The sequence below is a fragment of the Herbaspirillum rubrisubalbicans genome, assembly GCF_003719195.1.
GTDB classification, from domain to species: Bacteria; Pseudomonadota; Gammaproteobacteria; order Burkholderiales; family Burkholderiaceae_D; genus Herbaspirillum; species Herbaspirillum rubrisubalbicans.
In genome coordinates this window covers 3822141-3847445 of sequence record NZ_CP024996.1, presented here as the reverse complement: position 1 = coordinate 3847445, position 25305 = coordinate 3822141, and the positions used below count along the sequence as shown (strand labels likewise).

Below are 25305 nucleotides of genomic sequence, written 5' to 3'. Positions count from 1 at the left end.
AAGTAATGGAACACAAATTAGATATTGCCGGGGATGTCGCCCATCTGGTTAATGGCAATGTTCATGAAGCACCGCAATTAAGCAGCGTGGTCAATTTCAATGTGTTGGCCGAAGACAAGAAGGTAGAAACGCTGACCCAACTTCAGCGCCGTACTATCGCTGATCTCGTCGACCAACTTTGCGCAATATCAGGCGAAGAGCCCCTAGCGGTGTACCGCATAATCTTGACGGATTTCGGTGCGACGAAGATGAGGCTGATGCCGCGCGAGAAGTACCCGCAAGTGAAAGCGCAGATTAATCAATGGATCGCCGAAGCAAAGCACGGGAGAGAAACCTCAGAAACTGAGCCTGCGCCAACTGGCGGTGAGGAGTCTAATATCACCCCGTTAGAAGAGGTTGTGCCGCCGATCGTCGTCCCTCAGGTCTGTCCTGCCTGCATTGAGAAAGACGTCGGCTATGCACGATTACAAAGAAGTGCGCGTGGCCAATGGGTGTTGTCTGCAGTGCTTACGCTTGTATGCGGTTTTTTGCTCTATAGAATGCCAGCCCCGGTCGAGCCACAGCAGGTTTCTGACAACACATGCTATTCAGAAGGCAAGGCATACACGACAGGATTCACTATCAGATCAGAAGGTGACTTGCGCCAAGAATGCATCTTCGATGCCACGAGCGGTAAATCACTTTGGTCGAAACCAAGATAGTCAGTCAAATTGTTTTCTACAGTGATCGCGACTCAGGTTTCCTGATGAAGCTACAGGCTAACTAGATTTTCCTTCGACCCGATTGCGCCCATTCGCTTTGGCTCGATAGAGATGTTGATCAGCCTCGAAGAACAGATTCTCAGGCGAGACGTTGCCGGTAATCTCTAAGGTAGACACGCCGATACTGGCTGTGACAGTGCCAAAAGACGATCCCCTGTGTGGAATTGCCAGATCTTGGATTGCTTGTCTTAGTCTTTCAGCAAATACCAAAACATTTTTTTGGGACATGCCCGGCAGAATGCATATAAATTCTTCGCCTCCATATCTCGCAGCTAATTCATTCGTAGATTGAATTGATGCGCTGATCGTCGCAGCTACGCGTTTTAAGCAATGATCGCCTTGTATATGCCCATATAGATCATTGAATGCCTTGAAATAATCAACGTCGATAAGAACCAAAGAAAAAGGAGTTTTCTGTTCTAGAGCACGTTGAAGCTCTCTTTTAAACACCTCGTCAAAATAGCGCCGGTTCGCTATTTGGGTTAGGTCGTCGGTAATGCTCAGCAAATAGATTTGCTTGTTCAGTGCGAGCAATGAGGCTTCAGTGCGCTTTCTCTCAGAGATATTTCGAACGATAGAGCAATTAAATTTTTTTCCTTCAAATTGAACTAGGCTTGCGTTCACTTCAATTGGAATAATCTGCCCGGATTTTTTCCTGTTGGTCGTTTCCAAACAAACGGACTGCTTTATCTCAAGCTCCTTCCAATGATCTTTCCAGCGTACCTCGTCAAAGTCTGGATCAATATCACAGACTCTCAATTGTCCTAGCTCTTGAGATGTATAGCCTAAAAACTCTGTGGCAGCCTTATTGACGAATACGTAGTATCCGTCTTCGTCGAGCCAAATAATCATGTCGCTCACTGCGTCAATTGAATATAACGCTAGCTCGGCCCCAAGTTCCGGTAATGTCGATCTCATTTACTTATACGCCTTGATGCCTCTGCAATGCTGTCGAGAAAATTTTGGTCATCGACATTCTATTTAATTTCTTTGAAACATCCTTCGCTCCAAACAGCGGCATAAATGGCTTTATTGGGCTTGGTCGCGCTGTTTTACCTTTATTTTGAACTCGGAATAAAGGGGGGCGAAGGTACGTCTTGAGTATGGAGTAGATATGATATATCAGCAGCAATGAGACCTTTCTAGTCTGTATTATTCTCCCTAATAATCTCACGGACCTCCTTGATTTTTGCCCACTCCAGAGCTGCGGCGCGGCTCGCACTTTGCTTGGTGGCATAGGTCCGTTTCAGTGAACCGCCCCGGATTTTGAGGAGGCTCTAACTCTTGAGAGAATAGAGCCATGAACAAGAAATCAAGCAAGTTTTCCCCTGAGGTACGAGAGCGTGCGGTGCGCTTGGTGCGTGAGCAGCGGGATGAGCATTCCTCCACGTGGTCTGCGGTCCAATCGATTGCGCCGATGATCGGCTGTACGCCTCAGACGCTGCTGGACTGGGTCAAACGCGCCGAGGTCGATAGCGGCGAGCGGGATGGCGTCAGCACGGCCGAGCGTGAGCGTATCAAGGCACTGGAGCGCGAGGTCAAGGAATTGCGCCGTGCTAACGAGATTCTCAAGACCGCGAGCGCTTTTTTCGCGCAGGCGGAGCTCGACCGCAAACTGAAGTCGTAAATACCTATATCGATCGCTATCGGGATATCCACGGGGTCGAGCCGATCTGCAAGGTATTGCAGGTTGCCCCGTCAGCATATCGGCGTTATGCAGCGAGGCAGCGCAATCCTCAATTGTGCTGTGCTCGTAGCAAGCGTGATGCGGTACTGCGAGTTGAAATCAGCCGGGTGTGGCACGCCAACATGCGTGTGTACGGTGCTGACAAGGTGTGGCGACAGCTGAATCGCGAGGGCGTATCTATCGCACGTTGTACGGTAGAGCGGTTGATGCGAAAGCAAGGGCTTCAGGGAGCCCGGCGTGGTAAGCAACTTCGCACCACGCGTTCTGATCCCAAGGCAGCCTGCCCGTTGGACCGGGTCAATCGTCAGTTCAAGGCTGATCGTCCCAACCAGCTTTGGGTGTCCGACTTTACCTACGTATCGACCTGGCAAGGCTGGCTGTATGTGGCCTTCGTCATCGACGTGTTTGCCCGTCGCATCGTTGGCTGGCGTGTCAGCAACAGTATGACGACGGACTTCGTGCTAGATGCGCTGGAGCAGGCGCTCTATGCTCGCCAGCCCGAAGGCAACGGCGGCTTGATCCATCATTCCGACAGGGGATCGCAATACGTCGGGATTCGCTACAGTGAACGCCTGGCCGAGGCGGGCATTGCGCCATCGGTCGGAAGCCGTGGCGACAGTTACGATAACGCCTTGGCCGAAACCATCAATGGCCTGTACAAAGCTGAATTAATTCATCGCCGTGCCCCTTGGAAAACCAGGGAATCCGTCGAACTAGCCACGCTCGAATGGGTGGCTTGGTTCAACCATCATCGACTGCTGGAATCCATCGGCTATATCCCTCCGGCAGAAGCTGAGGCAAACTACTACAGCCGGTTCGCCAGCAATACTGCAGTGTCGGCATAACTTAAACCAAATAGCCTCCGCGAAAGTCGGGGCGGTTCATTTTGGCCAAAACCTGGTTGTCTTCTCTCACCTCCGGTTGGATTGGTAATCCCCCCATTTCTAACGTTTGCCAGAAGTAGAAACGTCAAGCAGCCATGGCCAGCCGCTGTTTCGGGGTAAATCCCCTTTGACCTGCCCCCCAAGATTAGCAACAAGAGTGAGTAGAATCCAATTCTGAAAGGAGTTGGATCATGAAGAAACGCTTTACTGAAGAGTGTCCGTTATTGACAGTACACCTCAATACTGACTGCCACGGTCGGAGTGATGAATCAGGCCATGTGCCGGGCGTTTGTGCTGCACCGCTTTCCACAAGGCCTTCATGGTCAATTCCTGCGTCATCCTCTCCCCCATGGCGTACCCCACCAGCTCACACGTGAAGACGTCCTTCACGCCCGCCAGGTACAACCAGCCTTCGCCAGTGGGCACGTACGTTATGTCTGTCACCCATACCTCATTGGGTGCCGTTGGCGCAAATTGCTGGTCAAGCAGGTTGGCTGCAACCGGCAGGTTGTGATTCGAGTTGGTCGTGGCACGGAACTTCCTCCGCTGTTTGCAGCGCAGGCCGAGCTCACGGCGCAGCCGCGCAATACGGCCACGACCGGCGACAAAGCCTTGCTCGCGCAGTTCTGGCTGAATACGGCGGGGACCATAGGTCTCTCGGCTTTGACGATGCACGGCCTGAATGGCGACCTTCAGCACTGCGTCCTCCTGTGCGCGTGGCGATGGCTCTCCTTTGAGCCATGCGTAGAAGCCGCTACGCGAAACCTCAAACGCCAGGCACAGCCGCTCCACCGCATATTCGGGCCGCATCGATTTCATTTGCGCGTACCGGGCAGCGACTCCCGTGCAAAGTACGCGGTGGCTTTTTTTAATATTTCCACCTCGACATTCGCATTGGCCAGCTCCTTGCGCAGTCGCGCCACCTCGGCCTCTAACTCACTGACACTTCGTCCGCCAGAAGCTGCAGCGGCACCGTCACCTCGCTTGGCAGCGCTCACCCAGTTCGCCAATGTCCCTTTGAACAGCGCCAGGCTTGTGCCGGCGGCCTTTAGCGTCATCCCTTGCTCCAGCACCAGCTTGACGGCCTCGGTACGGAACTCCCTTGTGTATCTGCGTTTCTCTGATTTGCTCATTGCTTGCTCCTGTTGGTCAAGTTTAACAAACAGGAGTGTCCGGAAATTTCAGGCTACCTCAGTCGGGTATGCATCTCTGCAAATCATGCGGAAGGGTAGATGGGCGTGGGGGCGAGATTTGTCTGTTATCTACCTTCCAGGATTACCTGAAACAAAACTAGCATTTGCAGTCGAGCGCCCTGCCCCCCACCGCCATTACAACAGGTTCAAGCGGTCAGCAGCATTTCGTTTTCTGAAGCGCTGCGATATATTTAGGCCGTCTCATTCATTCCTGTGACTGAATTTCGCCGTCGGTTCTATATGTGCCCCGCATGGAATTATCTTGATCGCGCATCGTCTTACCCAAGCTATGAGCATGAATTAGAATGCTGGCATTCTAACGGCATATCAAAATTCTCGCCGAATAAGGTAAATTTGCTAAATTCTTCACTGTGTTGCATTCTTGACCGAGTTAAAAATTAATATCCGACGTATTACACCCGAGCAGAAAGTCTTGTTTCGAAATGCCGCCTTCAATTATGGCGGTATCATATGGCGGGCATCCCTTAGCATTTTGCTAATACCCATCTATGTAAAGTATCTTCCGGCGGGGCAGTGGGGTGTAGTTGCCTTCTGTATGACCCTTCAAGGTTTTCTCACTCTGGTGGACGCGGGACTAGCCCAAATCGTTCCCAGGGATATTGCAAGCGCTAGCGCCTCGGCAAATTTATGCGCCCGTACATTCGCTAAATTTTCTCGAATATATCTTTTCCTAGCTGTCCTAGTACTTGGCCTTGGTCAAATTGCAGTTCCATGGCTCGCGTCCACCTGGCTGAAGCTGAACAGTGTCGCGCCATCAAGCCTGGAGTTCACGCTGCGACTCGCTTTCGTATTGTTTTTCTTTCAATTCTGGAACACAGTTCACCTAGGTTATTGGAACGGGACGCAGGAGCAGCACCTGTCAAATATCAGCCAAGTCGTTTTTGCAAGCCTGAAGCATAGCGGCGCGTTACTGATGGTGCTCTTTTGGTCGCCCAGTGCCAATTCTTATTTGATCGCATTCTCGACTGGTGCGGCAATTGAATGGTTATGCAATCGCAAACTAATCGCGACCGGCCTACCCCAACAGCCTTCCAAGCTCACCTTCTCTGAACTATATACAACCGCGCGTTCTACTGCGACGCTTTCTCTTGCGGTGGTTTTAGGGATATTGGTTTCTCAGCTGGACAAATTGCTCTTACCAGGGATCGTGTCGATCGACAACTACGGTCGATATGCAGCGGTAGCAGGACTTGGGCTCGCCTTTCTTCAGTTCCAATCACCGGTCGTCAGTGCACTCTATCCTCGTCTTGCCAAGGAACTGCCGGTCGGTGAAACTAAATCTCTACACACGCTAATTCTCGCGGTCATCGCAACCAATATATTGCCCTGTCTAATAGCAGTGGCTACCGCAAACTGGTTGCTTCATCTCTGGATTCGCTCTCCCATAATCGTCAGTATGGGCACCCTCCCGCTACAACTGATTCTTCTCTCCATCGCAGTTAATTCCGCCTACCAGATTGTTTACCAGCAGATCCTCGTTTTGGGAGATGGACGCTACGTAATGTGCGTCAATGCCTGCAACATCCTCGTTGTTGCTGTATTCATTACTCTCGCAGCCCCTCATGTAGGCATCGTCGCCGGGGGGGCCGGTTGGCTGCTTGGCTCGTGCGTACAGCTGGCAGCAGGACTGATTTGGGTCTTCTTCCGCAAGCCCAGAATGATAGCGGCCAAAGCCATTAATTAATTGCCTAAAACACAAATGCCCTTCCCAGAACGAACATCAGCTCAGATCTTTTGGTCCGGCACGGGGTTGTATCTAATTCTAGGTATGGCCGTGGGGGTGTTTACCCAAGTCCACTTCACCGAAGCGCTTCATCTAGGCATAGCTGTAACCGATGTCTCAGCACTCGCTCATTCATTAAGCGAAGTCTATGACCTCAACACATTTCTGTACATCAAACGTTATGATCTCGGCGGATTGATGCTGCTTTATGCCCCTGGCTATCGTATAAGTCCTTCGCTTTACCTCACAATTAACGCTCTCCTTTTCATAGTGTCAGCGCTTATATACAAGCGATTAATTGTTGATCGGATTTCTGCCGGAGGCAGCCTTACAATAGCTATGCTAGGCCTACTCGGCAACCCGTTCTTTCTACTAAATATGGCCGGGCCGAATAAGGAACTTCCCCTCCTTCTGCTGACATTGCTGTTGGCATTTAACCTAACGAACAAAACTAAGGGTTGGTTCTGGAAATGCACCCTGATAGCAGGCCTCGCCGCCTTTTTCCGGGATGGCTATGGCATGTTACTGATGATCTTCGTCTTCGTGTACTACCTCGCCAACATCCCAAGATGGCAGCTTCCGATGCACGCGAAAGTAATTTTTATATGCTTAGTGATCTCTGCGGGTACAGCTTTATTCGCGCACCCGCTAGCCGAGTGGCTACCATTTGTTCGACGAAATCTGAGCGTAGCAAGCCTTCTTCCACATGACGCAGCGGCCGGCGCTGCTAACAACGCCATCACATGGCTCGACATCATCAAGGTCTTTGTTCAATGGGGACGGCACCTCGTGTTGAATGCCACCAGTCTTTCATTATTCCCGATGCTCACCCAGCAGAACGGCTCTATCTATTGGATCGGAGTCAGCTACACCATTTTCGGGATTCTCAATCTGGTGGCATGCATCTGCGCCATTTTCACGCTCGTTTCGACGGTAAACGCCGATACGGACGTCACCCAACAACTTGACACTTTGACGCTGGTACGAATCCTATCTGTTATATGGCTGGGCTTGTTTGTGCTGATGTCGGCTTCAGCCTATATTCAACCGCGTTACCAGATGACGATTTTGCCCACCGGCCTAGCGGCAGCTGCACTCCACACGCGCCATGTCCGTCGCGCGATTCTATGGGTTCCGATTGTGCTTGTTCTTGGATTTCTCGCGTCACGCTACGCGCATGGGCTACTGCCTCCATCTGTTCCATTCGATTTTTTCCCAGTCAATCCTTACATACCCCGCTGAAGTGTGAATATGCCATGGCCGAACGCGGGGCATCTTGCCTCTGTCAGCCCTGCCTACCACCAATGGCGTGCAGCAGCAGTTTTTCGCCGCCAGCGCCTTTAGCCGTTGGGCCTTGGATACCGTCGTCCCGCCGAACTTGGATTTTCAGTTGTAGTACGTCGCGTCGCTGATGCCGTGCTTCCGGCATACCTCGGCCACTTTCATACCGGCTTCGGCTTCCTTGAGTACGCCAATAATTTGCTCTTCGGTAAATCGTTTCTTCATGTTGCCTCCGTATTGACCCTAGCCGATGATCACCACCCGCGCCGAGTCAGGTTGCTGGACTCGATTGACCGTCAAGATCACCTCTTCAAGAGGGCAGGGTTTGGTGAGCAATGCCGAGAACGTCTGGAGTGCCTCCCCGGAGTTTGTCATCGGGGTCGCACTCAACAGGACAATCGGGATGTGGGCGAAGCGTTCGTCCGCCTTTACTTTCTGTGCAAATTCCAGCCCATCCATGACCGGCATCTTAAGATCGGTGAGGATGACATCGATGGGGTGGCGCTCCATCAATTCCAGTGCTTTCATACCGTTTCGCGCTTCCATCACGGTATAGCCTTCGATGGCAAGAACCGCGGAGAAAAGTGAGCTGACTTCGACGTTGTCTTCCACCACCAAAAGTATTCGTCCAGTTCCCGTCGGTTCCATGAGTCTTTCCTTTAAATCTACGTTCCTACATTCATCTTCATGACTATGGCATGAGGATTTGAGATTGTGTCACTCCCTCAGCATCGGGCAAGAGACGCTAGTCTAAGTGCTGAAGGCACATTGCCCTATAGGGGCATCCCTTAAAAGTTGATCTGTATTGTGTGCCGGGCTTGATTGGGCCCGTTCTGTTCTTGCAAGCCAAGAAAGCCAGGCAGAAAAGGACGAGGCGCTAGCACGGTTCACGCAAGACCACACCAAACAGAATCCACTGTGCAAACCGCCCAGGTCCAATCCCTTCAGCCTTCGTGTTAACATTTCCCACCTTCATTCATGACGAAAGAGAGATGTCCATGTCGGAACAGGATCCCTGGATCACCCGCGCCGAAGAGTTGAAGACGCAGATGGAAGCGCTGCTGGTCGCCCAGCTGGAAGAATATGAACAGATGACCGCCAAGCTGGAGCAGTGGAAGCAGAACCCGGACGGCGGCTGGCTGACCGAGGCGGATTACCAGCCCTGGCAGGAAGCACTCCAAAAGCTGGAAGCGGCGCAGCGTGAGTTCGATGCGCACATCAGCGCGCGTGTGAAGAAATAAGCAGCAACGCTTGACTGCCTCGGTCTGGGCCGTGGCTCGGACTCCACTGACAGACCAGAACGACAAACGCCGTGACGTGACACTGTCATGGCGTTTTCGTTGATGCAGGTCCCACGCGCGCACGGCCTCACTGCACCTCATCATTTTTTCCGGTGGCCGCCTTTGTTGTACGGCGACGTCGCCGCCTGTCGCTCCAGTATCTTGCGCGATCCACCACGGCTTGCATGAATTGCTGCGCGGTCTCGGGCTTGAGCAGGTATTCCACGGCGCCAGCGTCGATGAGCTCCGGCATCTCCGGGGGATAGTCGCTGTCGGGGAAGACCACGATGGGCACCGCCCGGGTGGAGCGGCCAGCCTTCATGGCCTGGATGAATCCCAGGCCATTGTTCTCCATCATCCCTGGATCCAGAAAGATCATCCTGGGTAATTCCGAATCACTCTCGCGGCGGCCATGCTGCAATAGGGATTCGGTGGCGATGTCCGCTTCGTCAATCCACTGCAGCACGCAATGGAAATTGTGGCGCCAGAGCGCAAAGCGCGCCAGCTCGACTGCTTCGCCGTTGGACTCAATCATCAATATGATCGGCGGCTTCATGGTCTTGTCCTTCTCTGCTAGTGACCCTGATCACCATTCCTGCATTGTGGGAATCTTATCTATCCTCTCTGGGCGATTCTCCTGACGCAAAACTTCACTTGCAGTCTGACAAAAATGCTTGCCGGCTCCTATCATGATTTTCCTGATGGACACATGGACAGGCTGCCAACGCCAGATGGTGCGCCCGGCCGGCAGCGACCAGGCCCACGAACGCTGCCACTCCCTGTTTGCCAATGCGGTGTAAGCTAGGCGCTGTTGCGAACAGCAGCCAGTCCCGTGACTGCGATTGATTCCCGGATTGTGGGAATTTTGATGCAACATCATTGTCCACTTTGATCTGCTTCGGTCCGTCGCTTGCCGCGCGGCCAGCGGGCAGGTCCATGGCACGGGGCTTGCTGCGCATCTGGCGCAATACGGAAGCGGCCTGTCAATTGCGCAGGCGCCTGGCGTTCCGGATTTGAACAGGCAAAACACCATCATGAATGCACCATTGAAAACATCCGCTTCGGAACCGACGAAGCAGACGCTGGATATCTTGAAGACCCTCATCGGTTTCAACACCATCAGTCGCGAGTCCAATTTGGGCCTGATCGAATGGGTCCGCGATTACCTTGAGCGCTACGGCGCCACCACCCGCCTCACCTACGATGCCCAACGCCGCAAGGCCAACCTGTTTGCCACGCTCGGCGATGCCGGTCCCGGGCGCTTTGGTACGGTCTTCTCCGGCCATACCGACGTGGTGCCGGTGACCGGGCAGAATTGGGATACCGATCCCTTCCTGGCCCACGTCGCCGATGGCAAATTGTTCGGTCGCGGTGCTTGCGACATGAAGGGTTTCATCGCGGTCTGCCTGGCCCGCCTGCCGGCCATTGCACAGGACAGGCTGCACACGCCGCTGCACTTTTCCTTTTCCTATGATGAAGAAGTCGGCTGCCTGGGCGTGCGCGAATTGCTGGCCGACCTGCAGCGCAATGACATCAAGCCTACCGGTGTCATCATCGGTGAACCGACCATGATGCAACCGGTCGTCGCGCATAAGGGCAAGCGGTCCTATCGCTGCTCGGTGCATGGTCATGCGGCCCATTCGTCCTGTCCGCACCTGGGGATCAACAGCATCGACTATGCGGCAATGATGCAGTTGAAGATCCGCGAGATAGCCTTGCGCGTGCGTCATTCCGAGGTGCAGGACTATGACTTCGACGTGCCGTATTCGTCCATCGTGACCACGCTCTCCAATGGCGGCAACGCGCCCAACATCATCCCGGACAAGGCCGAGTTCGTCTTCGAGCACCGCTTCCTGCCGGGCATCGATCCGGGCGAGGTGTTCGAGGAAGTCAAGCGTTATGCCGAGCAGGAAGTGCTGCCGCAGATGCACATCGAAGGGGCGCAAGGCCGCATCGAGTTCGAGACCCTGACCGCCTATCCCGGCATGAGCACTTCACCCGATGATCCGCTGGTGAGCTCGGCGCTGCGTATCCTGGGAAGTGAGCGGGCGCGCAAGGTCGGCTTCGGTACCGAGGGTGGTTTGTTCGGCCAGGCGGGGATGCCGGCGGTGATCTGCGGGCCGGGTGACATCGTCCATGCGCACAAGCCCAATGAGTTCGTCACACTGGAGCAATTGGCACGATGTGAAAGTTTCTTCGATAATTTCATCGCATCGGCCCATCTGAAGCCGGTCTGAAAGCGGCTTGAAACCAGTCCGTACTCAGAATATGAAGAAAGGCGCCTGTCCCTCGCGGGGCAGGCGCCTGGTGTTTTGCGGGCAGGGCAGGTTCAGGCGGGAGCGCGCACGCGCTTGTCCAGCGAAGCCGAGAAGGCTACCGTGGCCAAGCCCAGCAGGGCGAACACCGAGCCGATCAGGGGCAGGTCGGTCAGCGGCAGGCCGGCCGAGATGGCCAGGCCACCAATCCAGGCACCGCTTGCATTGCCCAGGTTGAAGGCGCCCTGGTTGAGCGTGGAGGCCAGGTTGGGCGCGCCACGTGCGGTATCGAGCACGCGGATCTGCGCGCCCGGCACCACCGCGAAGGCGAAAGCGCCCCAGGCGAACATGGTGGCCAGGGTCGGCCACTTGTAGTGGCTGGTGAAGGAGAACAGCCCCAGCACGATGGCGATGCACAGGAACACCGCACACATCACCGGCATCAGTTTCCAGTCGGCCAGCTTGCCGCCGACCAGGCCACCGACGGTGATGCCGGCACCGAACAACAGCAGCACCCAGCTTTCTTCCTGCGCGCTGAAGCCGGTCACGTTCAGCAGGATGTAGGCGATGTAGGTGATGACGCTGAACATGCTGATCGAGGCCAGGGTCGAGGTCAGCAGCGAGAGCTGGACGCGGGTATCGATGATGGAGCGGAATTCCTGGAAGATATTGCCCCCTTGCATGGGGAGATGTCTGGGCAACATGGTCCACAGCATGGTGGCAGCCAGTGCGCCGATACCCGTGACTGCCCAGAAGGTGGCGCGCCAGCCGGCCACATGGCCGAAGGCGGTGCCCAGCGGTACGCCCAGGATATTGGCCACCGTCAGGCCGGTAAACATCAGGGCCACAGCCTGGGCGCGTTTCTGGGGCGGTACCAGTTCCGCCGCCACCACCGAGCCGATGCCGAAGAAGGCGGCATGACAGAACGCGGTGACCACGCGGGCCACCATCAGGAAGTTGTAGTTGGGGGCCATTGCACACAGCACATTGCCCAGGATGAACAGGCACATCAGTCCCACCAGCGCCTGCTTGCGCGGCCACTTGGCGGTCAGGATGGCCAGGATGGGGGCGCCTGCAGCCACGCCCAGCGCGTAGCCGGAGACCAGCATACCGGCTGCGGGGGCCGACACCTTCAGGTCGCCGGCAACATCGGGCAGCAGGCCCATGATGACGAATTCGGTGGTGCCGATGCCAAAGGCGGCAACGGCAAGGGCAAACAGAGGCCAATTCATGCGCAGTCCAGGTGGAGGGTGGAGTGGAGAAGGGCGCGGCAGTGGAGACCGCGCAAAGCCGCAAGTTTACCGTTGGATGGAAATGCCTGCAGGACTCAGGCTGGATCGGACACCAGGGGTCGTGCGAAGCAGCTCTTGAGCATCGACATCAGCGCGCCGTAGGCCGGCAGGAAGAACAGCAAGCTGATGGCGATCTTGAAGCCATAATCGACCAGTGCGATCTCCACCCAGTGGGTGGCCATGAAGGGATCGCTGCTGCGCCAGAAAGCGATCGAAAAAAAGGCGATGGTATCGCTGGCGTTGCCGAAGATCATCGACACCGCCGGCGCCAGCCACCAATGACGCGAGGCCCGCAGCCGGTTGAAGACCTGCACGTCCAGCACCTGTCCCAGCACGTAGGCCATGAAGCTGGCCGCGGCGATGCGCGCCACGAACAGGTTGAAATGCGCCAGCGCGCCGAAGCCTTGCCACTGTCCCTGGTAGAACAGGGCTGAGATGCCATAGGAAATGAACAAGGCCGGCAGCATCACCGCAAAGATGATGCGTCGTGCCAGTGGCGCGCCGAAGAAGCGTACCGTCAGGTCGGTGGCCAGGAAGATGAAGGGAAAACTGAAGGCGCCCCAGGTGGTATGCAGGCCGAACACCGATACCGGCAATTGCACCAGGTAGTTGCTGGAGGTGATCACCAGCAGGTGGAACAGGCAAAGCCAGGTCAGCACGGCGGCGTGCCGGCGCAGGTTGAGAGTGGTCATATGAACCTTTTTGATGAATGGGGGTGAGGGAACCCATGGAACATGCCCGGCCGCCAGCATGGCGATGGCCACAACGGGCCGGACAGAAGGGGCATATTCTACCACAAGGCCGCCATGGGCCTCTGCGGCAGGCGGACGCTGGCCAGTGCGGTACACTCTTGCGCTTTTGGATAGGTGCAATGGAGAGCAAGAAAGCAACCCTGATCGGACTCAGTGCAGTGCTCTTGTGGAGCGCCATCGTCGGCTTGATCCGCGGTGTGAGCCAACATCTGGGCGCCACCGGCGGGGCGGCGGCGATCTATACGGTGGCCTCGGTGATCCTGTGGATGTCGGTGGGTTTTCCGCGGCTCTCGCGCTTCCCGCGCAAGTACCTGCTGTGGGGCAGTGTGCTGTTCGTGGCCTATGAGTTGTGCCTGTCCTTGTCCATCGGCTATGCCCATAGCGCACGCCAGGCCATCGAGGTGGGCATGGTCAACTACCTGTGGCCGACCTTCACGCTGGTGGCGGCGATTCTCTTTGGCGGGCAGCGCGCCACGCTCCTGGTGGTGCCGGGTTTCGTTCTTTCCATGCTGGGGATCTGCTGGGTGCTGGGCGGGGAGCAGGGGCTGGACCTGGCCGGCATGATGGCCAACCTCCAGGACAATCCCTTGAGCTACGGCCTGGCTTTTGTCGGCGCGTTGATCTGGGCAGCTTATTGCACTGTGACCGTCACGCTCGCGCAGGGAAGCAATGGCGTGACACCTTTCTTCATATTGGTGGCGCTGGCGCTGTGGGGGAAGTTCTTGCTGGGCGACCATGCAGGCGAGCTGGTCTTGAGCCTGCCGGCGCTGATCTATCTGGTGCTGGCCGCAGCGGCCATGGGCTTGGGGTATGCCGCCTGGAACGTGGGCATCCTGCATGGCAATGTGACGCTGCTGGCCGGGGCGTCCTATTTCATTCCGGTGTTTTCCTCGGCCTTGTCGGCGCTGCTCTTGCGTGCGCCACTGCCGGCTTCGTTCTGGGTCGGTGCAGCGCTGGTGTGTGGCGGCTCCATCCTGTGCTGGCGGGCCACGGCAGGGCGCTGACGCGCATCAATTGGCGTACTCGACGCCTGAGAAAATCTGCATTTTCGGGCGTTCTTGACGAATACTTACACTATCTCTCCCATTTCTGACGGCCTTGTAACCAAAGTGTAACGGCGAGGTCATCATCACTGCCTAGACTCCTGTTTTTTTCAACGCCATCCCGCTTCCTGCGGCAAGAGTCATGGTCTTACTCATTCCGTTCAAACTGCTGCGCACCTACGGTCGCGGGCAGTTTGACTTCGTCAATGAGCCATAGCGAAGGTCGCTGCAAGTGCAACTGCACACCCCATGGCGCTTGATCACACCTATAAAACCAACAGCAAGACTCCCCTCCTTTTTTACTCATCCACTGCGAGCCTTTCATGATTTCCACTCATATCGCCAGCTTCCGTCTCACCACGATGCAACGAGCTCTCTTGAGCCTAGGATGGCTGCTGGGTAGCGCTTACCCTCTGCTGGCGCAAGCCGATGACAGCGCTTTGCCACCCATTACCGTCACCGGCGGCAGCGATACCAAGCAGTTAGCCGAAAAAGTCAGCGGTGGCGCTCTGGGTGAGCGTTCCGAACTGGACACGCCATTCTCCACCCGCGCCGTCACCAGCGATGAGATCGTAGGACGCCAGGCCAGCTCGCTGGCCGAAGTCCTGAAGTACGACGCCAGCGTGACCAACATCAGCCCCGCCAACGGCACTCACCCGGCTACCGTGGCGGTGCGAGGCCTGCGTCTGGATGACCTGAACGGCTACAAGATCGACGGCCTGGCCAATATCAATCGTGGCACCGAGATGCCGCTGGAAATGTTCGATCAGGTGGAAGTGCTCAAGGGCTTGTCCGGCTTCATGTATGGCTTCGGCTCGCCCGGCGGTATCGTCAACTATGTCAGTAAGCGTCCCACCGATGACCACTTCCTGGCCACCGACCTCGGCTACGCCAGCGGCGGCACCTGGAAGGAGCATGTCGATGCCGGTGGCCGCTTCGGCAACGATCAGCGCTTTGGCTACCGGGTCAACCTGGTCAACGAGAACGGGGATATCGCGGCGGACCACGGCGGTATCAATCGTCAGGCCATTGGTGCATCCTTCGATGCGCGCCTGACCAAGGATCTGACTGTCACTCTGGATGCCATCTACCAGCGGCGCATCGCCAGCGGCGGCACCGATGTCATCGTCAGCGGCTTCAAGGTTCCCAATGCACTGGACGGAGCGAGCCGTCTCTACAGCAATGGCTCATCGACCGACGTGGACTATCGCCTGGTGACGCTGAGCGCCGATTATCGCCTCTCTGACGACTGGAAGGCCACTTTCGCCGTGCGCCATTCGGAGTCGGTACGCGTCTACAAGAAGGATCAGTACTACATCACCAGCAATAGCGGCAACTACCGCGACCGTGTGACGTCCGAATATCACGGCTACGAGTTCAACGAAGCACAAGCCATGGTCCAGGGCAAGGTGCGCACCGGTTGGCTGCAACATGAGCTGGTATTCGGCGCGATGGCGCAGAACCTGCTATCGACTTCCTCGGTCAACACACCCAAGCCCTACATCGGTACCGGCAACATCTACGCACCCACGATCTACTCGGTGGGCTCGATCAATTACAGCGGCGGTACGTATCGTGACGAAAAGACGACCCAGAGCGCCTTCTTCGCCAGCGATACCATGAAGTTCGACGATCGCTGGTCGGTGCTGGCCGGCGTGCGTTATACCAACTACGGCGACACGGCCTACACCACCACCAACGCGACCAGCGCCAAGTTCACCGCCAATCCGATGAGTCCGACGGCGGCTGTGATGTACAAGCCTCGTGCCGATACCACGGCCTACGTCAGCTACGCCGAAGCGCTGGAGCAGAGTGCTTCGGCCCCGACTACTACGCTCAATGCCAACCAGACCTTTGCACCCATCAAGAGCAAGCAGGCTGAAGTGGGCGTGAAGACCGAGCATGAGGGCTGGAACGGTAGCCTGGCACTGTTCCGCATTGAGCGTGGTTCGCAATACATCAACAGCGCCAACATCTATGTTGCCGATGGACAGAGTGTCTATCGTGGTGTGGAGTTGAACGGTTCGGTGCAGATGACGCGTGATCTGAGTCTGGATGGCAGCCTCATGGTGCTGGGCTCGGAGATGACCCACGCGGCCGCTGCCGTCAACGGCAAGCGCGCAGTGGGTGCGGCCGACATGCAGGCTGGTGCGCAACTGAGCTATCGCGTGCCGACCCTGCCTGGCTTGTCGCTCCATGCCGGGGCGCAGTACATTGGCACCATGGCCCTGGATTCGGCCAATGCCAACATGCTCTCACCCTACAGCCTGTTCGATGCCGGTCTGAACTACTTCACCTACATTGGTGGGCACCTGACGACCTGGAGCGCCAACATCACCAATCTGGCCAATCGCAAGTACTGGACCTACTATCAAGAAACTTACTTGAACGTGGGAGCGCCGCGTACCTTGAATCTGAATGTGCGGGCAGAGTTCTGACCTCTGATGTTGTCCGGAGCGTAAAGACATGATCGACATGATCGGTGGCACGCCACTCAAGAAATCCATGCAGGCCGGGGCCTGGCTGGCAGGTCTGCTGCTGACCTGTAGCTTGGCAGTGGCCGCCGATCGTGATGATCGTCAGACCAAGACACCCTATGTACCGCGCCAGGCCAGCAGCAGCCTGGAGCCGGTGCCGGTCGGCTACGTCCCGGTCTTCACCCAGATGCTGGCTCGCCATGGCTCGCGTGGCCTGACGAGTATGAAATCGGATCTGGCGCTTTACCGCATGTGGCAGCAGGCCGAGCGGGAGGATGCGTTGACCGCGCTGGGACGCGAGCTGGGACCGGCATTGCTGGCCATGTTGCGTGCCAACTTTTTGCTGGGCGCCGGTGTGCCTGGCATCAGCCAGCCAGGCTATGGCAACGAGACACAGGTCGGATTGCAGGAGCAGATCGGCTTGGCAAGCAGGATGGTACAGCGCCTGCCTGGGCTGTTCGCGCCGGATGAGTCCAGTCGTGCACGGCAGGTGGTGGTGGTCAGTTCGGGCAAGGATCGCGCCGTAGACAGTGCGCAAGCTTTCATCGGCGCTTTGCTGGCGGCGCGTCCGGCATTGCGTAGCGAGGTGCTGGGGCCGAACAAGGATACTTACCTGCTGTATTTCCATCGCTTGCCCAAGACGCCGCCGCTTGATCCTGTGGCGTCCTCGCAAGACCCACAACAGGCGCTGCGGCTGCAGACCTGGCGGGATAGCCAAGCCTACCAGGCCTATATGCATAGTGCGGTACTGCAAGCCCAGTTGGCGCGTATCCGCATCGATCCGCGCTTGCAGGTGGCGGCTGACGTGGTGTTGCCGCGCCTGTTTACGGCGGCGTTCCTGCAACGTCTGGAGCAGGGCACTTACCGTTTCAGCAACAGCGGTACGTTGAGCTTTACCAGCAATGACGGGCGATTTGCCAATACCTTGACCGGCGATGGTCGCAGTGTCATTGCGAGGCCCATAGAGGCGGCGTGGGCGTTGTATGAGCTTTACGCCATCAGCGCGGCGATGCGGGTCGAACTGGAACAGGCGGGCGGCAGCGCACAGGCTTTCTCTGCCTTCATGCCTCCGGCTGCCGCACACGCCTTCGCCGAGGCCGAAGACGCTGAGGATTTTTATACCAAGGGACCTGGAATGCTGGAGCAGGGCGACGTGACCTCACGCATGGCCACTATCCTGCTGCAGGATTTCTTCCAGGAGGCCGATGCCATCGCGGCCGGGCGCCGTCAGCATCTGGCCAAGCTACGCTTCGCCCACGCCGAGATCATCATCCCTCTGGCCACCCTGCTGGGGCTGCCGGGTGCGGCACAGCAGGTCTCCGAGAGTGAGCCTTATGAGGCCAGCCGCAATGGCTGGCGTGGTGCCGAGGTGGCGCCGATGGCGGCCAATCTCCAGTGGGACATGTTTGCCGATACGGCAGGTCGCACGCTGGTGCGCCTGCTCTACAACGAAGGCCAGGCGGATTTCAAGCCGGCCTGTGATGGCGCACGAATCGCGCCGCAAAGCCATTACTACGATTACCGGGCGTTGCGGGCTTGCTATCAAGCGCTCCTGGGGCGCGATCAGAACTTGTAGCTGACCCCCACGCGCAGCACCGGGTACAGGTTGTAGCCGTGCACCTTGTCGCTCAGTTCGGCATTTTCCGCCGCCACATCCGTGGCCAGACGGGCGCACAGGGCTGCCGGGGCGTTGCAGCCGGAGTTGCTCACCGAGGTCGAGGCATTGCCCTGGAACATCACGCCCAGATCGGCCGTAAAGCCCCAGCCCTTGTCGGGGGCCACCGCATTGCCCCAGCCCAGGCCCAGGTAAGGTGCGAACTTCTTGAAATCGATGCGGCCATCGACTTGGCCAGCCTGGGAGGCGGTGTAGACGTTGCCATTGAGGGTATAGACGCCGTTGGCCTTGGGCTTGCCGGTGGCATCGATTTTGTTGCCGTTGTAGACCACCCCGCCCGAGAGACGGAAACCGTTGTCAAACGGGAACCAGTCCAGCAGCGCGTCGAAAGTGCGCAGCTTAGCCTTGGCGTCATAGTTCATATCCTTGGTGCTGGAATTGAACGAATAGTCGAAATAGTTGACGCCGAAACGAGCATTGAGCTGCTGCGCCAGCGGCACGCTCAGGTGGATGCCGACACCAGTGGTGCCGACCTCGCCACTGACGCCAAGATTGGCGGCGTGGGCGGTGCTGCCGAGTGCAGCCAGGCTGATGAGACAGATGCAGGAAAGTGGTAAACGTTGCACGAAAAATCCCCCGGGATTGAAGATGGACTGGTCGGCCAATGGAAGCTGGCCGGACGGGTAGGAGCCGTCCATTGCAGCCTAGGGGTGGTGTAAGTTGCTGTAAAGCACAAAAGTGCTGAGGGGCAATAAAAACCAGGGCGGACAGGGCAGCGTGACATTTGCGCCACATCAGTTCGGCGCATCGTCTGCGCTGATATCGTCCTGTCAACGCGGCCGGCGTGCGCCGTTCACGGCCAGGTAGATGGCATAAAGCGAGCTGGTGGCCGTGATGAACAAACGGTTGTTGCGCGGTCCGCCGAAGCAGACGTTGGAGACCACTTCCGGTACCAAGATCTTGCCCAGCAGGCTGCCATCGGCGGCATAGCAATGGACGCCATCGCCGGCGCTGGTCCAGACGTTGCCGCGTTCATCCAGGCGCAAGCCATCGGCCAGGCCGGGAGAAATGGTGGCGAAGACGCGGCCGCCGCTCAACCGGTCATCGCCGCCGACTTCGAAGACGCGAATGTGGTGCGGGCCATCGGGGCGGTGGGTGCGGCCGGTGTCGGCAATGTAGAGCAGTTTTTCGTCCGGTGAGAAAGCCAGGCCGTTGGGGCGTTCGAAGTCATCGCTGACCAGCGTGAGCTGGCCGCTCTGGCCATCGATGCGGTAGACGTGGCAGCCGCCGATTTCGCTGTCGGCCTTGTGGCCTTCGTAGTCGCTGTCGATGCCGTAGGTCGGGTCGGTGAACCAGATCGAGCCGTCCGACTTGACGACTACGTCGTTGGGTGAGTTGAGGCGCTTGCCCTGCCAGTGCGAGGCCAGCACTGTGCGGCTGCCATCGTGCTCGGTGCGCACCACAGCGCGGGCGCCGTGCAGGCAGCCGATAATGCGGCCTTCGCGGTCCAGGGTGTTGCCATTGTTGTAATCGGATGGCTGCCGGAAGGTACCGGCACCGGCCCCCTCGGACCAGCGCATGAGCCGGTTGTTGGGAATATCGCTCCAGATCACTTCATCGGTGGCGGGCAGGTAGACCGGTCCCTCGGTCCAGCGGTTGCCGCTGTGAAGACAGTCCAGGCGGGCGCTGGGCACCACCAGGGCAGCAAAGCGCGGGTCGAGGTGTTCGTAGGGCGCCGCAGCAGTAGCAGCAGCGGAAGGGGATGGGACGCTCATCGTATCTCCTGGTTGGTCTTGTGCATGGCTTGGCGGCTAGCCTGGGATGATACCTGCCGGCGGCCAGGTGCAGGAATCGTCAGCCGAACCCGGCTGCACTCTGCGCTTTGATGCATATCAATGCGAGCAGGCCTTGATGTGGCTATCCTGCAAACTCCAGTCAATACCAGCTCGCCCGGTGGGCTCGCGGCCCAGCGCATGTGCGCGCCGCGTCAGTCCGGCGTGGCAGCCGGCCAGGAGTATCCATGCAAGCCGCCCATCCGTCTATCCTGCATCCATCCGCCAGTCTTGCCGGCATGAACAAAGCCGTGCTGCGCAAAATGGATCAGCGTGGCCCGCGCTATACGTCCTATCCCACGGCAGATCGGTTTTCCAGCGACTTCGCCGTGACCGACTACCTTCATGCGGTGTCCGACCGTCGCAACATGAGTGCCTGGCGCGCGCTGTCGCTGTACCTGCACATTCCATTCTGCGACACCATCTGCTATTACTGCGCCTGCAACAAGATCGTCACCAAGAACCGCGCCAAGGCTGCGCTCTACCTGAGCTACCTCAAGCGCGAGATCAGTATGCAGGGCTCGCTGTTTTCCGGCATGAACCAGGTGGAGCAACTGCATTTCGGCGGCGGCACACCCACTTACCTGTCGGATGAACAAATGTCCGACCTGATGGATCATATCCGCCACTGCTTCACGCTGGCGCCCGACCACGTGGGGGAATACTCGATCGAGATCGACCCGCGCACGGTGTCGGTGGCGCGCGTGCACAAGCTGCGCCAGCAAGGTTTCAACCGCATTAGCCTGGGCGTGCAGGACTTCGACCCCGAGGTGCAACTGGCAGTGAACCGCGTGCAGTCTGAGGAACAGACGCTGGAGATCATCCAGGCCGCGCGCCAGGCCGGTTTCCGTTCGGTCAGCATCGACCTGATCTATGGTCTGCCCAAGCAGAACGTGATGTCCATGTCGCGCACGCTGGCCAAGGTGATCGCTGCCAGCCCTGACCGCATCGCCGTCTACAACTATGCGCACATGCCGCAGTTGTTCAAGACCCAGCGCCAGATCAAGGAAGAAGACCTGCCCAGCGCCGACAGCAAGCTGGATATGCTTTCGCTGTGCATCCGCCAGTTGACCGGCGCCGGCTACGTCTATATCGGCATGGACCACTTCGCCAAGCCCACCGACGACCTGGCCATCGCCCAGCAGCAGGGGCGCCTGCATCGCAACTTCCAGGGGTATTCCACCCATTCCGAAACCGACTTGGTTGCTTGCGGTGTGTCAGCCATCAGTGCCGTGGGTGGCAGCTACAGCCAGAACGAGAAAACCCTCGACGGCTATTACGCCCGCCTGGAAAATTCTACCCTGCCCATCGCTCGCGGCATCCAGCTGGGCATGGATGACGTCTTGCGCCGGCTCATCATCCAGCGCCTGATGTGCAATTTCGAGCTGTCGATCAACTCGCTGGAGATCGCCTATCCCATCGTCTTCCGCGAATACTTCGCCAGCGAGATGGAAAAGCTGAAGCAACTGGAAGCCGACGGCCTCATCAGCATCGAGCCGGAATGGATCACCGTCGAGCCCAAGGGCCGGCTGCTGATCCGCAACATCTGCATGGTCTTCGACCGCTACCTCACGCAGGACCGCGAAAAGGCCGCCAGCCAGAACAAGGATGCACCACAGCGCTATTCGCAGACGGTCTGAGCGGGGCGCAAGTGAACCTGCTACCGATCTTTCTGGTGGGGCTGATGGGTAGCGTCCACTGCATTGGCATGTGTGGAGGCATCGTCGGCGCGCTCAGTTCTGCCGCGCCGGCACGCCCGACACCTGCCCCAACCTTGGCATCGGCACTGGCTTCGCAAGCGGCCAGTCCACTACCGCGTGTCATCCCCATTCGCATCGCTGGCAGTGCCCAGGTTCAGGCATTCGGCCGGGATCTGGTGCGCGTGCTGGGTTACAACCTCGGTCGCCTGTCCAGCTACGCGCTGGCCGGGGCGCTGGCGGGTGGCATCGCCGCTGGCTTGTTGCGGGGCGCCGATGTGCTGGGCTGGCTGGCGCCAGCGCAGACTCTGGCCTATGTCGTCACCAATCTCGTGCTGGTCCTGCTGGGTTTGTACCTGACCCAGTGGTGGACCGGCATGTCGCGCATGGAACAACTGGGGAGCGGCCTGTGGGCGCGCCTGCGCCCGCACGCGGCACGCTTGGTGCCGGTCGATACGCCAGCCAAGGCCTTGCTGCTGGGCAGCCTCTGGGGCTGGCTGCCGTGCGGCATGGTCTATAGCGCCTTGTTGACCGCCCTGATGGCCGGTAGCGCCGTGCAGGGCGCACTGACCATGTTGGCCTTTGGCACCGGTACGCTGCCGGTCTTGCTGGTGGCCGGCCTGTCGGGTGCCCGTTTGCGGCAACTGGCAGCGCGCCCCGCAGTCAGGCGCGTGGCCGGTGTGATCGTGCTGGCCTTCGGGATATTGGGCTTGCTGCGCGCCGCCGAGATCGGTGGCCTGGGCATTGCACGCGGCTGGATTGATGTCTTCTGCGTTAGTCCCGTGCATGGAGTCTGAGCATGAGCAATGAAGGGAGCGGGGAGGGGAGTCTGTGTTTCCATTGCGGCCAGCCGATACCGACCGGGCAGACATGGCTGCTCGATATCGGTGGCGCCACGCGCGCGCTGTGTTGTGTGGGCTGCCAGAGCGTGGCTCGCTTGATCGTGGACAGCGGTTGCGAGGATTTCTACCTGCGTCGCACCGTGCCCTCCGCCCGTGTGGACCCCGAACAATTGCTGCCACCCGAACTGGCCCTGGTGGATCTGCCAGCGACTGCCGCTGGCGAAACAACGCGTGACCAGACCGATACCGCCGAGGAACTGGTGCTGTCCATCGACGGCCTGCGTTGCTCGGCCTGCGTCTGGCTGATCGAAAAATACCTGGCACGCCTGCCCGGCGTGCAGATGGCCGAACTGAACGTGGCCAGCGCGCGCCTGCATGTGCGCCGCGATCCTGCACTGTGCCCGACCTCGACCCTGCTGCGCGGCCTGCGCGGTCTGGGCTATACCGCCTATCCCTTCGATCCGCTGCGCCAGGGTGAACAGGCGCGCCGCGCCGGGCGTCGGCTGTTCCGCCAGTTGTTCATCGCCGGACTGTCGATGATGCAGGTGATGATGTACGCCGTGCCGGCCTACATGACCCATGAAGGTATCGACCCCGACATGATGTCGCTGATGCGCTGGGCCAGCCTGTTCCTGACCATCCCCGCGGTGTTCTATTCGGCCTTGCCCTTCTTCACCGGCGCCTGGGCCGGCCTGCGGGCGCGTGCGCCGGGAATGGACCTGCCAGTGGCCATCGGCATTGCTGCTGCCTTCACCGGTAGCGCCATTGCCACCTGGCGTGGCGAGGGTGAGATCTGGTTTGACAGTGTGAGCATGTTCATCTTCCTGTTGCTGGCCAGCCGCTATCTGGAAACGGCGGCCCGGCGCAAATCGGCCAGCGCGCTGGAGCGGATGCAGCAAGCTTTCCAGGCCTCGGCGCTGCTGCTGCCGGGATACCCGCAGCAACGTGAAACCACCCTGGTCGCCGCCGCCCAGCTCCAGGCCGGCGACGTCATACTGGCGCGCCCGGGCGACACCATCGCCGCCGATGCCTGCCTGCTCGAAGGTGTGGCCGAACTGGACCTGGCCTTGCTCTCCGGCGAGAGCCGGCCGCAAACCTTCCAGCTCGGGCAGGAAGCGCCCGGTGGTGCCGTCAACCTGAGCCAGCCGGTGCTCTTGCGCGTGGTGCGGGCCACCCGCGACAGTACCCTGGCCGCCATCACCCGCCTGGCCGAGCAGGCCGGGCAGGGCAAGCCGGCGCTGGCGCAATGGGCCGACATCGTGGCCTCGCGTTTCGTGGTGGCCTTGTTGCTGTTGGCGGGGATCACTTTCGTGGTCTGGCATATGATCGATCCTTCTCGCGCCTGGGCCACGGCCATTGCCGTGCTGGTGGTGTCCTGCCCCTGCGCCCTGTCGCTGGCCACGCCCTCGGCGCTGGCGGCGGCCACCGACCGGCTCTTGCGTGAGGGCACGCTGGTGGTGCGCGGCAATGTGCTGGAAACCTTGCAGCGCGCCGATACCATCGTCTTCGACAAGACCGGCACGCTGACCCAGGGGCGTCCGCAACTGGCGGCACTCTGGAGTACCGGACCGCAACAACAGGCATTGGCCATGGCCGCAGCGATGGAACGCGGCAGCCTCCATCCACTAGCCAAGGCGCTGGTGGAAGAGGCGGCTCGACGCGAGATCGCCGCCATCGATGTGGCGCAACTGGGTTCGGTCACCGGGGCCGGGATGCAATGTGTCATCGACGGTGTGCCGCATCGCATCGGCTCGCGTCATTTCGTGGCCGAGATTGCCGGCAGCGACCTGCCGAGCGCCCTGAACCTGCCGGCAGCAGTGGGCGCCGGTTCGGTGTACCTGGGCAGCGTGAATGGCTGGCTGGCACGCTTCGACCTGGCCGATGCGCTGCGCCCGGACGCGGTGGAAACGGTCGCTGCCTTCCGTGCCCTGGGCCTTCGCACCATTTTGTTGAGCGGCGACCAGCCGGAAGTCTGCGCCGAGGTCGCGGCGGCCACCGGTATCACCGAGGTGATCGCCGGCTGCACGCCCGAGCGCAAGCTGGATATGGTGCGTCAATTGCAGCAGGGTGGGTCGGTGGTGGCCATCGTCGGCGATGGCATCAATGACGCGGCCATGCTGCGTGCCGGTGACGTCTCCTTCGCCATGGGCAAGGGCGCTGCGCTGGCCCAGGTCAGTGCCGATGCCGTCATCATGAGCGACCGTCTGCAGGCCGTGGCCGGCTGTGCCCGCATGGCCCAGCGCACCATGCGCATCGTGCGGCAGAACCTGGTGTGGGCCAGCGTCTACAATTTCCTGGCCATTCCGGCTGCCGCCTTCGGCTTGCTCGATCCCTGGATGTCGGCCGTGGGCATGTCAGCCAGTTCGTTGCTGGTGGTGGGCAATGCCTTGCGCCTGAGCCGGGCCTCGCGTTCGGTTACTGCTGTCAACGCGCCTGCCGCGGCGCAACCAGCTGCCCTGGTTGGAGGTGCATGATGGAAGCGCTCTACCTGCTCATTCCCTTGAGTACCCTGCTGGTCTTCCTGGCGATCTGGGTGTTCTTCCGCGCTTCCGACAGCGGCCAGTTCGATGACCTCGAAGGCCCGGCCATGCGCATCCTGCACGACGACGATACGACGCCGGATCGGCATGGCTCGGACACCCCTTGAGCACTGCTTGAGCGTCCTGGACC

Annotated in this window: 20 protein-coding genes, 2 pseudogenes and 1 other annotated feature; of the genes and pseudogenes, 13 read left to right on the top strand and 9 right to left on the bottom strand. The window is 58.9% G+C overall.

Annotated elements, in window-relative coordinates; genetic code table 11:
- The first annotated feature begins 5 nt into the window (after positions 1-5).
- Complete coding sequence (locus tag RC54_RS17085; protein ID WP_061790519.1) at positions 6-701, top strand: hypothetical protein; 696 nt, start codon at positions 6-8, stop codon at positions 699-701.
- A 57-nt stretch (positions 702-758) separates the two neighbouring features.
- Here the strand turns inward: RC54_RS17085 and RC54_RS17080 are convergent, their stop codons facing one another.
- The gene (locus tag RC54_RS17080) at positions 759-1679 is read right to left on the bottom strand and encodes a sensor domain-containing diguanylate cyclase (RefSeq protein WP_061790518.1); all 921 of its coding nucleotides are present in this window, start codon (positions 1677-1679) and stop codon (positions 759-761) included.
- A 382-nt stretch (positions 1680-2061) separates the two neighbouring features.
- Here RC54_RS17080 and RC54_RS17075 point away from each other — a divergent pair.
- Positions 2062-3293, top strand: a protein-coding gene (locus RC54_RS17075; RefSeq protein ID WP_373281464.1) for an IS3 family transposase whose coding sequence is annotated in 2 segments (ribosomal slippage) — positions 2062-2344 and positions 2344-3293 — 1233 coding nt in all. Because the reading frame shifts where the segments join, the coding sequence is not laid out codon by codon here.
- Positions 2343-2459 (top strand) — a sequence feature (AL1L pseudoknot). Its footprint overlaps the gene before it by 117 nt.
- Before the next feature lie 279 nt (positions 3294-3572).
- On the opposite strand, the pseudogene RC54_RS17070 reads toward RC54_RS17075, so the two are convergent.
- A pseudogene (locus RC54_RS17070) lies at positions 3573-4465 on the bottom strand (IS3 family transposase); the annotation flags it as partial.
- Between the two features lie 442 nt (positions 4466-4907).
- Between RC54_RS17070 and RC54_RS17060 the strand changes: the two are divergent.
- On the top strand, positions 4908-6230 hold the full coding sequence (locus RC54_RS17060; protein ID WP_156481320.1) for a lipopolysaccharide biosynthesis protein: 1323 nt from the start codon (positions 4908-4910) through the stop codon (positions 6228-6230).
- Positions 6231-6326: 96 nt separating this feature from the next.
- The gene (locus RC54_RS17055; RefSeq protein WP_156481319.1) at positions 6327-7511 is read left to right on the top strand and encodes a hypothetical protein; all 1185 of its coding nucleotides are present in this window, start codon (positions 6327-6329) and stop codon (positions 7509-7511) included.
- 78 nt (positions 7512-7589) lie between these two features.
- Here RC54_RS17055 and RC54_RS25775 read toward each other — a convergent pair.
- Positions 7590-7775, bottom strand: a pseudogene (locus tag RC54_RS25775) (transposase); the annotation flags it as partial.
- Positions 7776-7793: 18 nt separating this feature from the next.
- Positions 7794-8198 (bottom strand): response regulator, encoded by a 405-nt coding sequence (locus RC54_RS17045; protein ID WP_061790072.1) that lies wholly within the window; start codon positions 8196-8198, stop codon positions 7794-7796.
- Positions 8199-8548: 350 nt separating this feature from the next.
- On the opposite strand from RC54_RS17045, the gene RC54_RS17040 reads away from it, so the two are divergent.
- Positions 8549-8791: a hypothetical protein gene (locus tag RC54_RS17040; RefSeq protein WP_017451530.1), complete on the top strand. Its 243-nt coding sequence runs from the start codon at positions 8549-8551 to the stop codon at positions 8789-8791.
- A 127-nt stretch (positions 8792-8918) separates the two neighbouring features.
- Here the strand turns inward: RC54_RS17040 and RC54_RS17035 are convergent, their stop codons facing one another.
- Positions 8919-9386 carry a response regulator gene (locus RC54_RS17035; protein WP_058896225.1) on the bottom strand — a complete coding sequence of 156 codons (468 nt, stop codon included), beginning with the start codon at positions 9384-9386 and terminating at the stop codon, positions 8919-8921.
- A gap of 478 nt (positions 9387-9864) precedes the next feature.
- Here RC54_RS17035 and argE point away from each other — a divergent pair, with 478 nt between their 5' ends.
- Entirely contained in the window at positions 9865-11067 is a 1203-nt protein-coding gene (gene argE / locus RC54_RS17030) for an acetylornithine deacetylase (RefSeq protein WP_061790071.1), read from the top strand.
- Between the two features lie 92 nt (positions 11068-11159).
- Here argE and RC54_RS17025 read toward each other — a convergent pair whose 3' ends face one another.
- Complete coding sequence (locus tag RC54_RS17025) at positions 11160-12317, bottom strand: MFS transporter (protein WP_058896223.1); 1158 nt, start codon at positions 12315-12317, stop codon at positions 11160-11162.
- Positions 12318-12412: 95 nt separating this feature from the next.
- Positions 12413-13069, bottom strand: a complete 657-nt coding sequence (locus RC54_RS17020) for a 7-cyano-7-deazaguanine/7-aminomethyl-7-deazaguanine transporter (protein WP_058896222.1) — start codon at positions 13067-13069, stop codon at positions 12413-12415.
- Between the two features lie 179 nt (positions 13070-13248).
- On the opposite strand from RC54_RS17020, the gene yddG reads away from it, so the two are divergent.
- From yddG to RC54_RS17005, 3 genes are all read left to right on the top strand, one after another.
- The gene (gene yddG, locus RC54_RS17015) at positions 13249-14133 is read left to right on the top strand and encodes an aromatic amino acid DMT transporter YddG (RefSeq protein ID WP_061790070.1); all 885 of its coding nucleotides are present in this window, start codon (positions 13249-13251) and stop codon (positions 14131-14133) included.
- A gap of 362 nt (positions 14134-14495) precedes the next feature.
- Complete coding sequence (locus RC54_RS17010) at positions 14496-16610, top strand: TonB-dependent siderophore receptor (protein ID WP_244216365.1); 2115 nt, start codon at positions 14496-14498, stop codon at positions 16608-16610.
- A 28-nt stretch (positions 16611-16638) separates the two neighbouring features.
- Complete coding sequence (locus RC54_RS17005; protein WP_244216364.1) at positions 16639-18225, top strand: histidine-type phosphatase; 1587 nt, start codon at positions 16639-16641, stop codon at positions 18223-18225.
- Here the strand turns inward: RC54_RS17005 and RC54_RS17000 are convergent.
- On the bottom strand, positions 18213-18962 hold the full coding sequence (locus RC54_RS17000) for a hypothetical protein (RefSeq protein ID WP_373281452.1): 750 nt from the start codon (positions 18960-18962) through the stop codon (positions 18213-18215). The two genes, RC54_RS17005 and RC54_RS17000, sit on opposite strands and share 13 nt — an antisense overlap.
- A gap of 132 nt (positions 18963-19094) precedes the next feature.
- On the bottom strand, positions 19095-20039 hold the full coding sequence (locus RC54_RS16995; protein ID WP_061790069.1) for an SMP-30/gluconolactonase/LRE family protein: 945 nt from the start codon (positions 20037-20039) through the stop codon (positions 19095-19097).
- Positions 20040-20284: 245 nt separating this feature from the next.
- Between RC54_RS16995 and hemN the strand changes: the two genes are divergently transcribed.
- From hemN to ccoS, 4 genes are read left to right on the top strand one after another with little or no spacing between them, the layout of a single operon-like run.
- Complete coding sequence (gene hemN, locus RC54_RS16990) at positions 20285-21736, top strand: oxygen-independent coproporphyrinogen III oxidase (protein ID WP_058896219.1); 1452 nt, start codon at positions 20285-20287, stop codon at positions 21734-21736.
- Between the two features lie 11 nt (positions 21737-21747).
- Positions 21748-22590: a sulfite exporter TauE/SafE family protein gene (locus RC54_RS16985; protein WP_061790068.1), complete on the top strand. Its 843-nt coding sequence runs from the start codon at positions 21748-21750 to the stop codon at positions 22588-22590.
- Positions 22591-22592: 2 nt separating this feature from the next.
- Entirely contained in the window at positions 22593-25109 is a 2517-nt protein-coding gene (locus tag RC54_RS16980; protein ID WP_061790067.1) for a heavy metal translocating P-type ATPase, read from the top strand.
- Positions 25109-25282 carry a cbb3-type cytochrome oxidase assembly protein CcoS gene (gene ccoS, locus RC54_RS16975; RefSeq protein ID WP_017451542.1) on the top strand — a complete coding sequence of 58 codons (174 nt, stop codon included), beginning with the start codon at positions 25109-25111 and terminating at the stop codon, positions 25280-25282. Before RC54_RS16980 ends, ccoS begins: the two co-directional genes overlap by 1 nt.
- Positions 25283-25305 lie beyond the last annotated feature (23 nt).

Excerpts from the sequence above, each read along its gene's own strand:
- RC54_RS17085 (WP_061790519.1), top strand. The coding sequence starts at position 6 with ATGGAACACAAATTAGATATTGCCGGGGATGTCGCCCATCTGGTTAAT.
- RC54_RS17080 (WP_061790518.1), bottom strand. The coding sequence starts at position 1,679 with ATGAGATCGACATTACCGGAACTTGGGGCCGAGCTAGCGTTATATTCA.
- RC54_RS17045 (WP_061790072.1), bottom strand. The coding sequence starts at position 8,198 with ATGGAACCGACGGGAACTGGACGAATACTTTTGGTGGTGGAAGACAAC.
- RC54_RS17040 (WP_017451530.1), top strand. The coding sequence starts at position 8,549 with ATGTCGGAACAGGATCCCTGGATCACCCGCGCCGAAGAGTTGAAGACG.
- RC54_RS17035 (WP_058896225.1), bottom strand. The coding sequence starts at position 9,386 with ATGAAGCCGCCGATCATATTGATGATTGAGTCCAACGGCGAAGCAGTC.
- argE (WP_061790071.1), top strand. The coding sequence starts at position 9,865 with ATGAATGCACCATTGAAAACATCCGCTTCGGAACCGACGAAGCAGACG.
- RC54_RS17025 (WP_058896223.1), bottom strand. The coding sequence starts at position 12,317 with ATGAATTGGCCTCTGTTTGCCCTTGCCGTTGCCGCCTTTGGCATCGGC.
- RC54_RS17020 (WP_058896222.1), bottom strand. The coding sequence starts at position 13,069 with ATGACCACTCTCAACCTGCGCCGGCACGCCGCCGTGCTGACCTGGCTT.
- yddG (WP_061790070.1), top strand. The coding sequence starts at position 13,249 with ATGGAGAGCAAGAAAGCAACCCTGATCGGACTCAGTGCAGTGCTCTTG.
- RC54_RS17010 (WP_244216365.1), top strand. The coding sequence starts at position 14,496 with ATGATTTCCACTCATATCGCCAGCTTCCGTCTCACCACGATGCAACGA.
- RC54_RS17005 (WP_244216364.1), top strand. The coding sequence starts at position 16,639 with ATGATCGACATGATCGGTGGCACGCCACTCAAGAAATCCATGCAGGCC.
- RC54_RS17000 (WP_373281452.1), bottom strand. The coding sequence starts at position 18,962 with ATGGACGGCTCCTACCCGTCCGGCCAGCTTCCATTGGCCGACCAGTCC.
- RC54_RS16995 (WP_061790069.1), bottom strand. The coding sequence starts at position 20,039 with ATGAGCGTCCCATCCCCTTCCGCTGCTGCTACTGCTGCGGCGCCCTAC.
- hemN (WP_058896219.1), top strand. The coding sequence starts at position 20,285 with ATGCAAGCCGCCCATCCGTCTATCCTGCATCCATCCGCCAGTCTTGCC.
- RC54_RS16980 (WP_061790067.1), top strand. The coding sequence starts at position 22,593 with ATGAGCAATGAAGGGAGCGGGGAGGGGAGTCTGTGTTTCCATTGCGGC.
- ccoS (WP_017451542.1), top strand. The coding sequence starts at position 25,109 with ATGGAAGCGCTCTACCTGCTCATTCCCTTGAGTACCCTGCTGGTCTTC.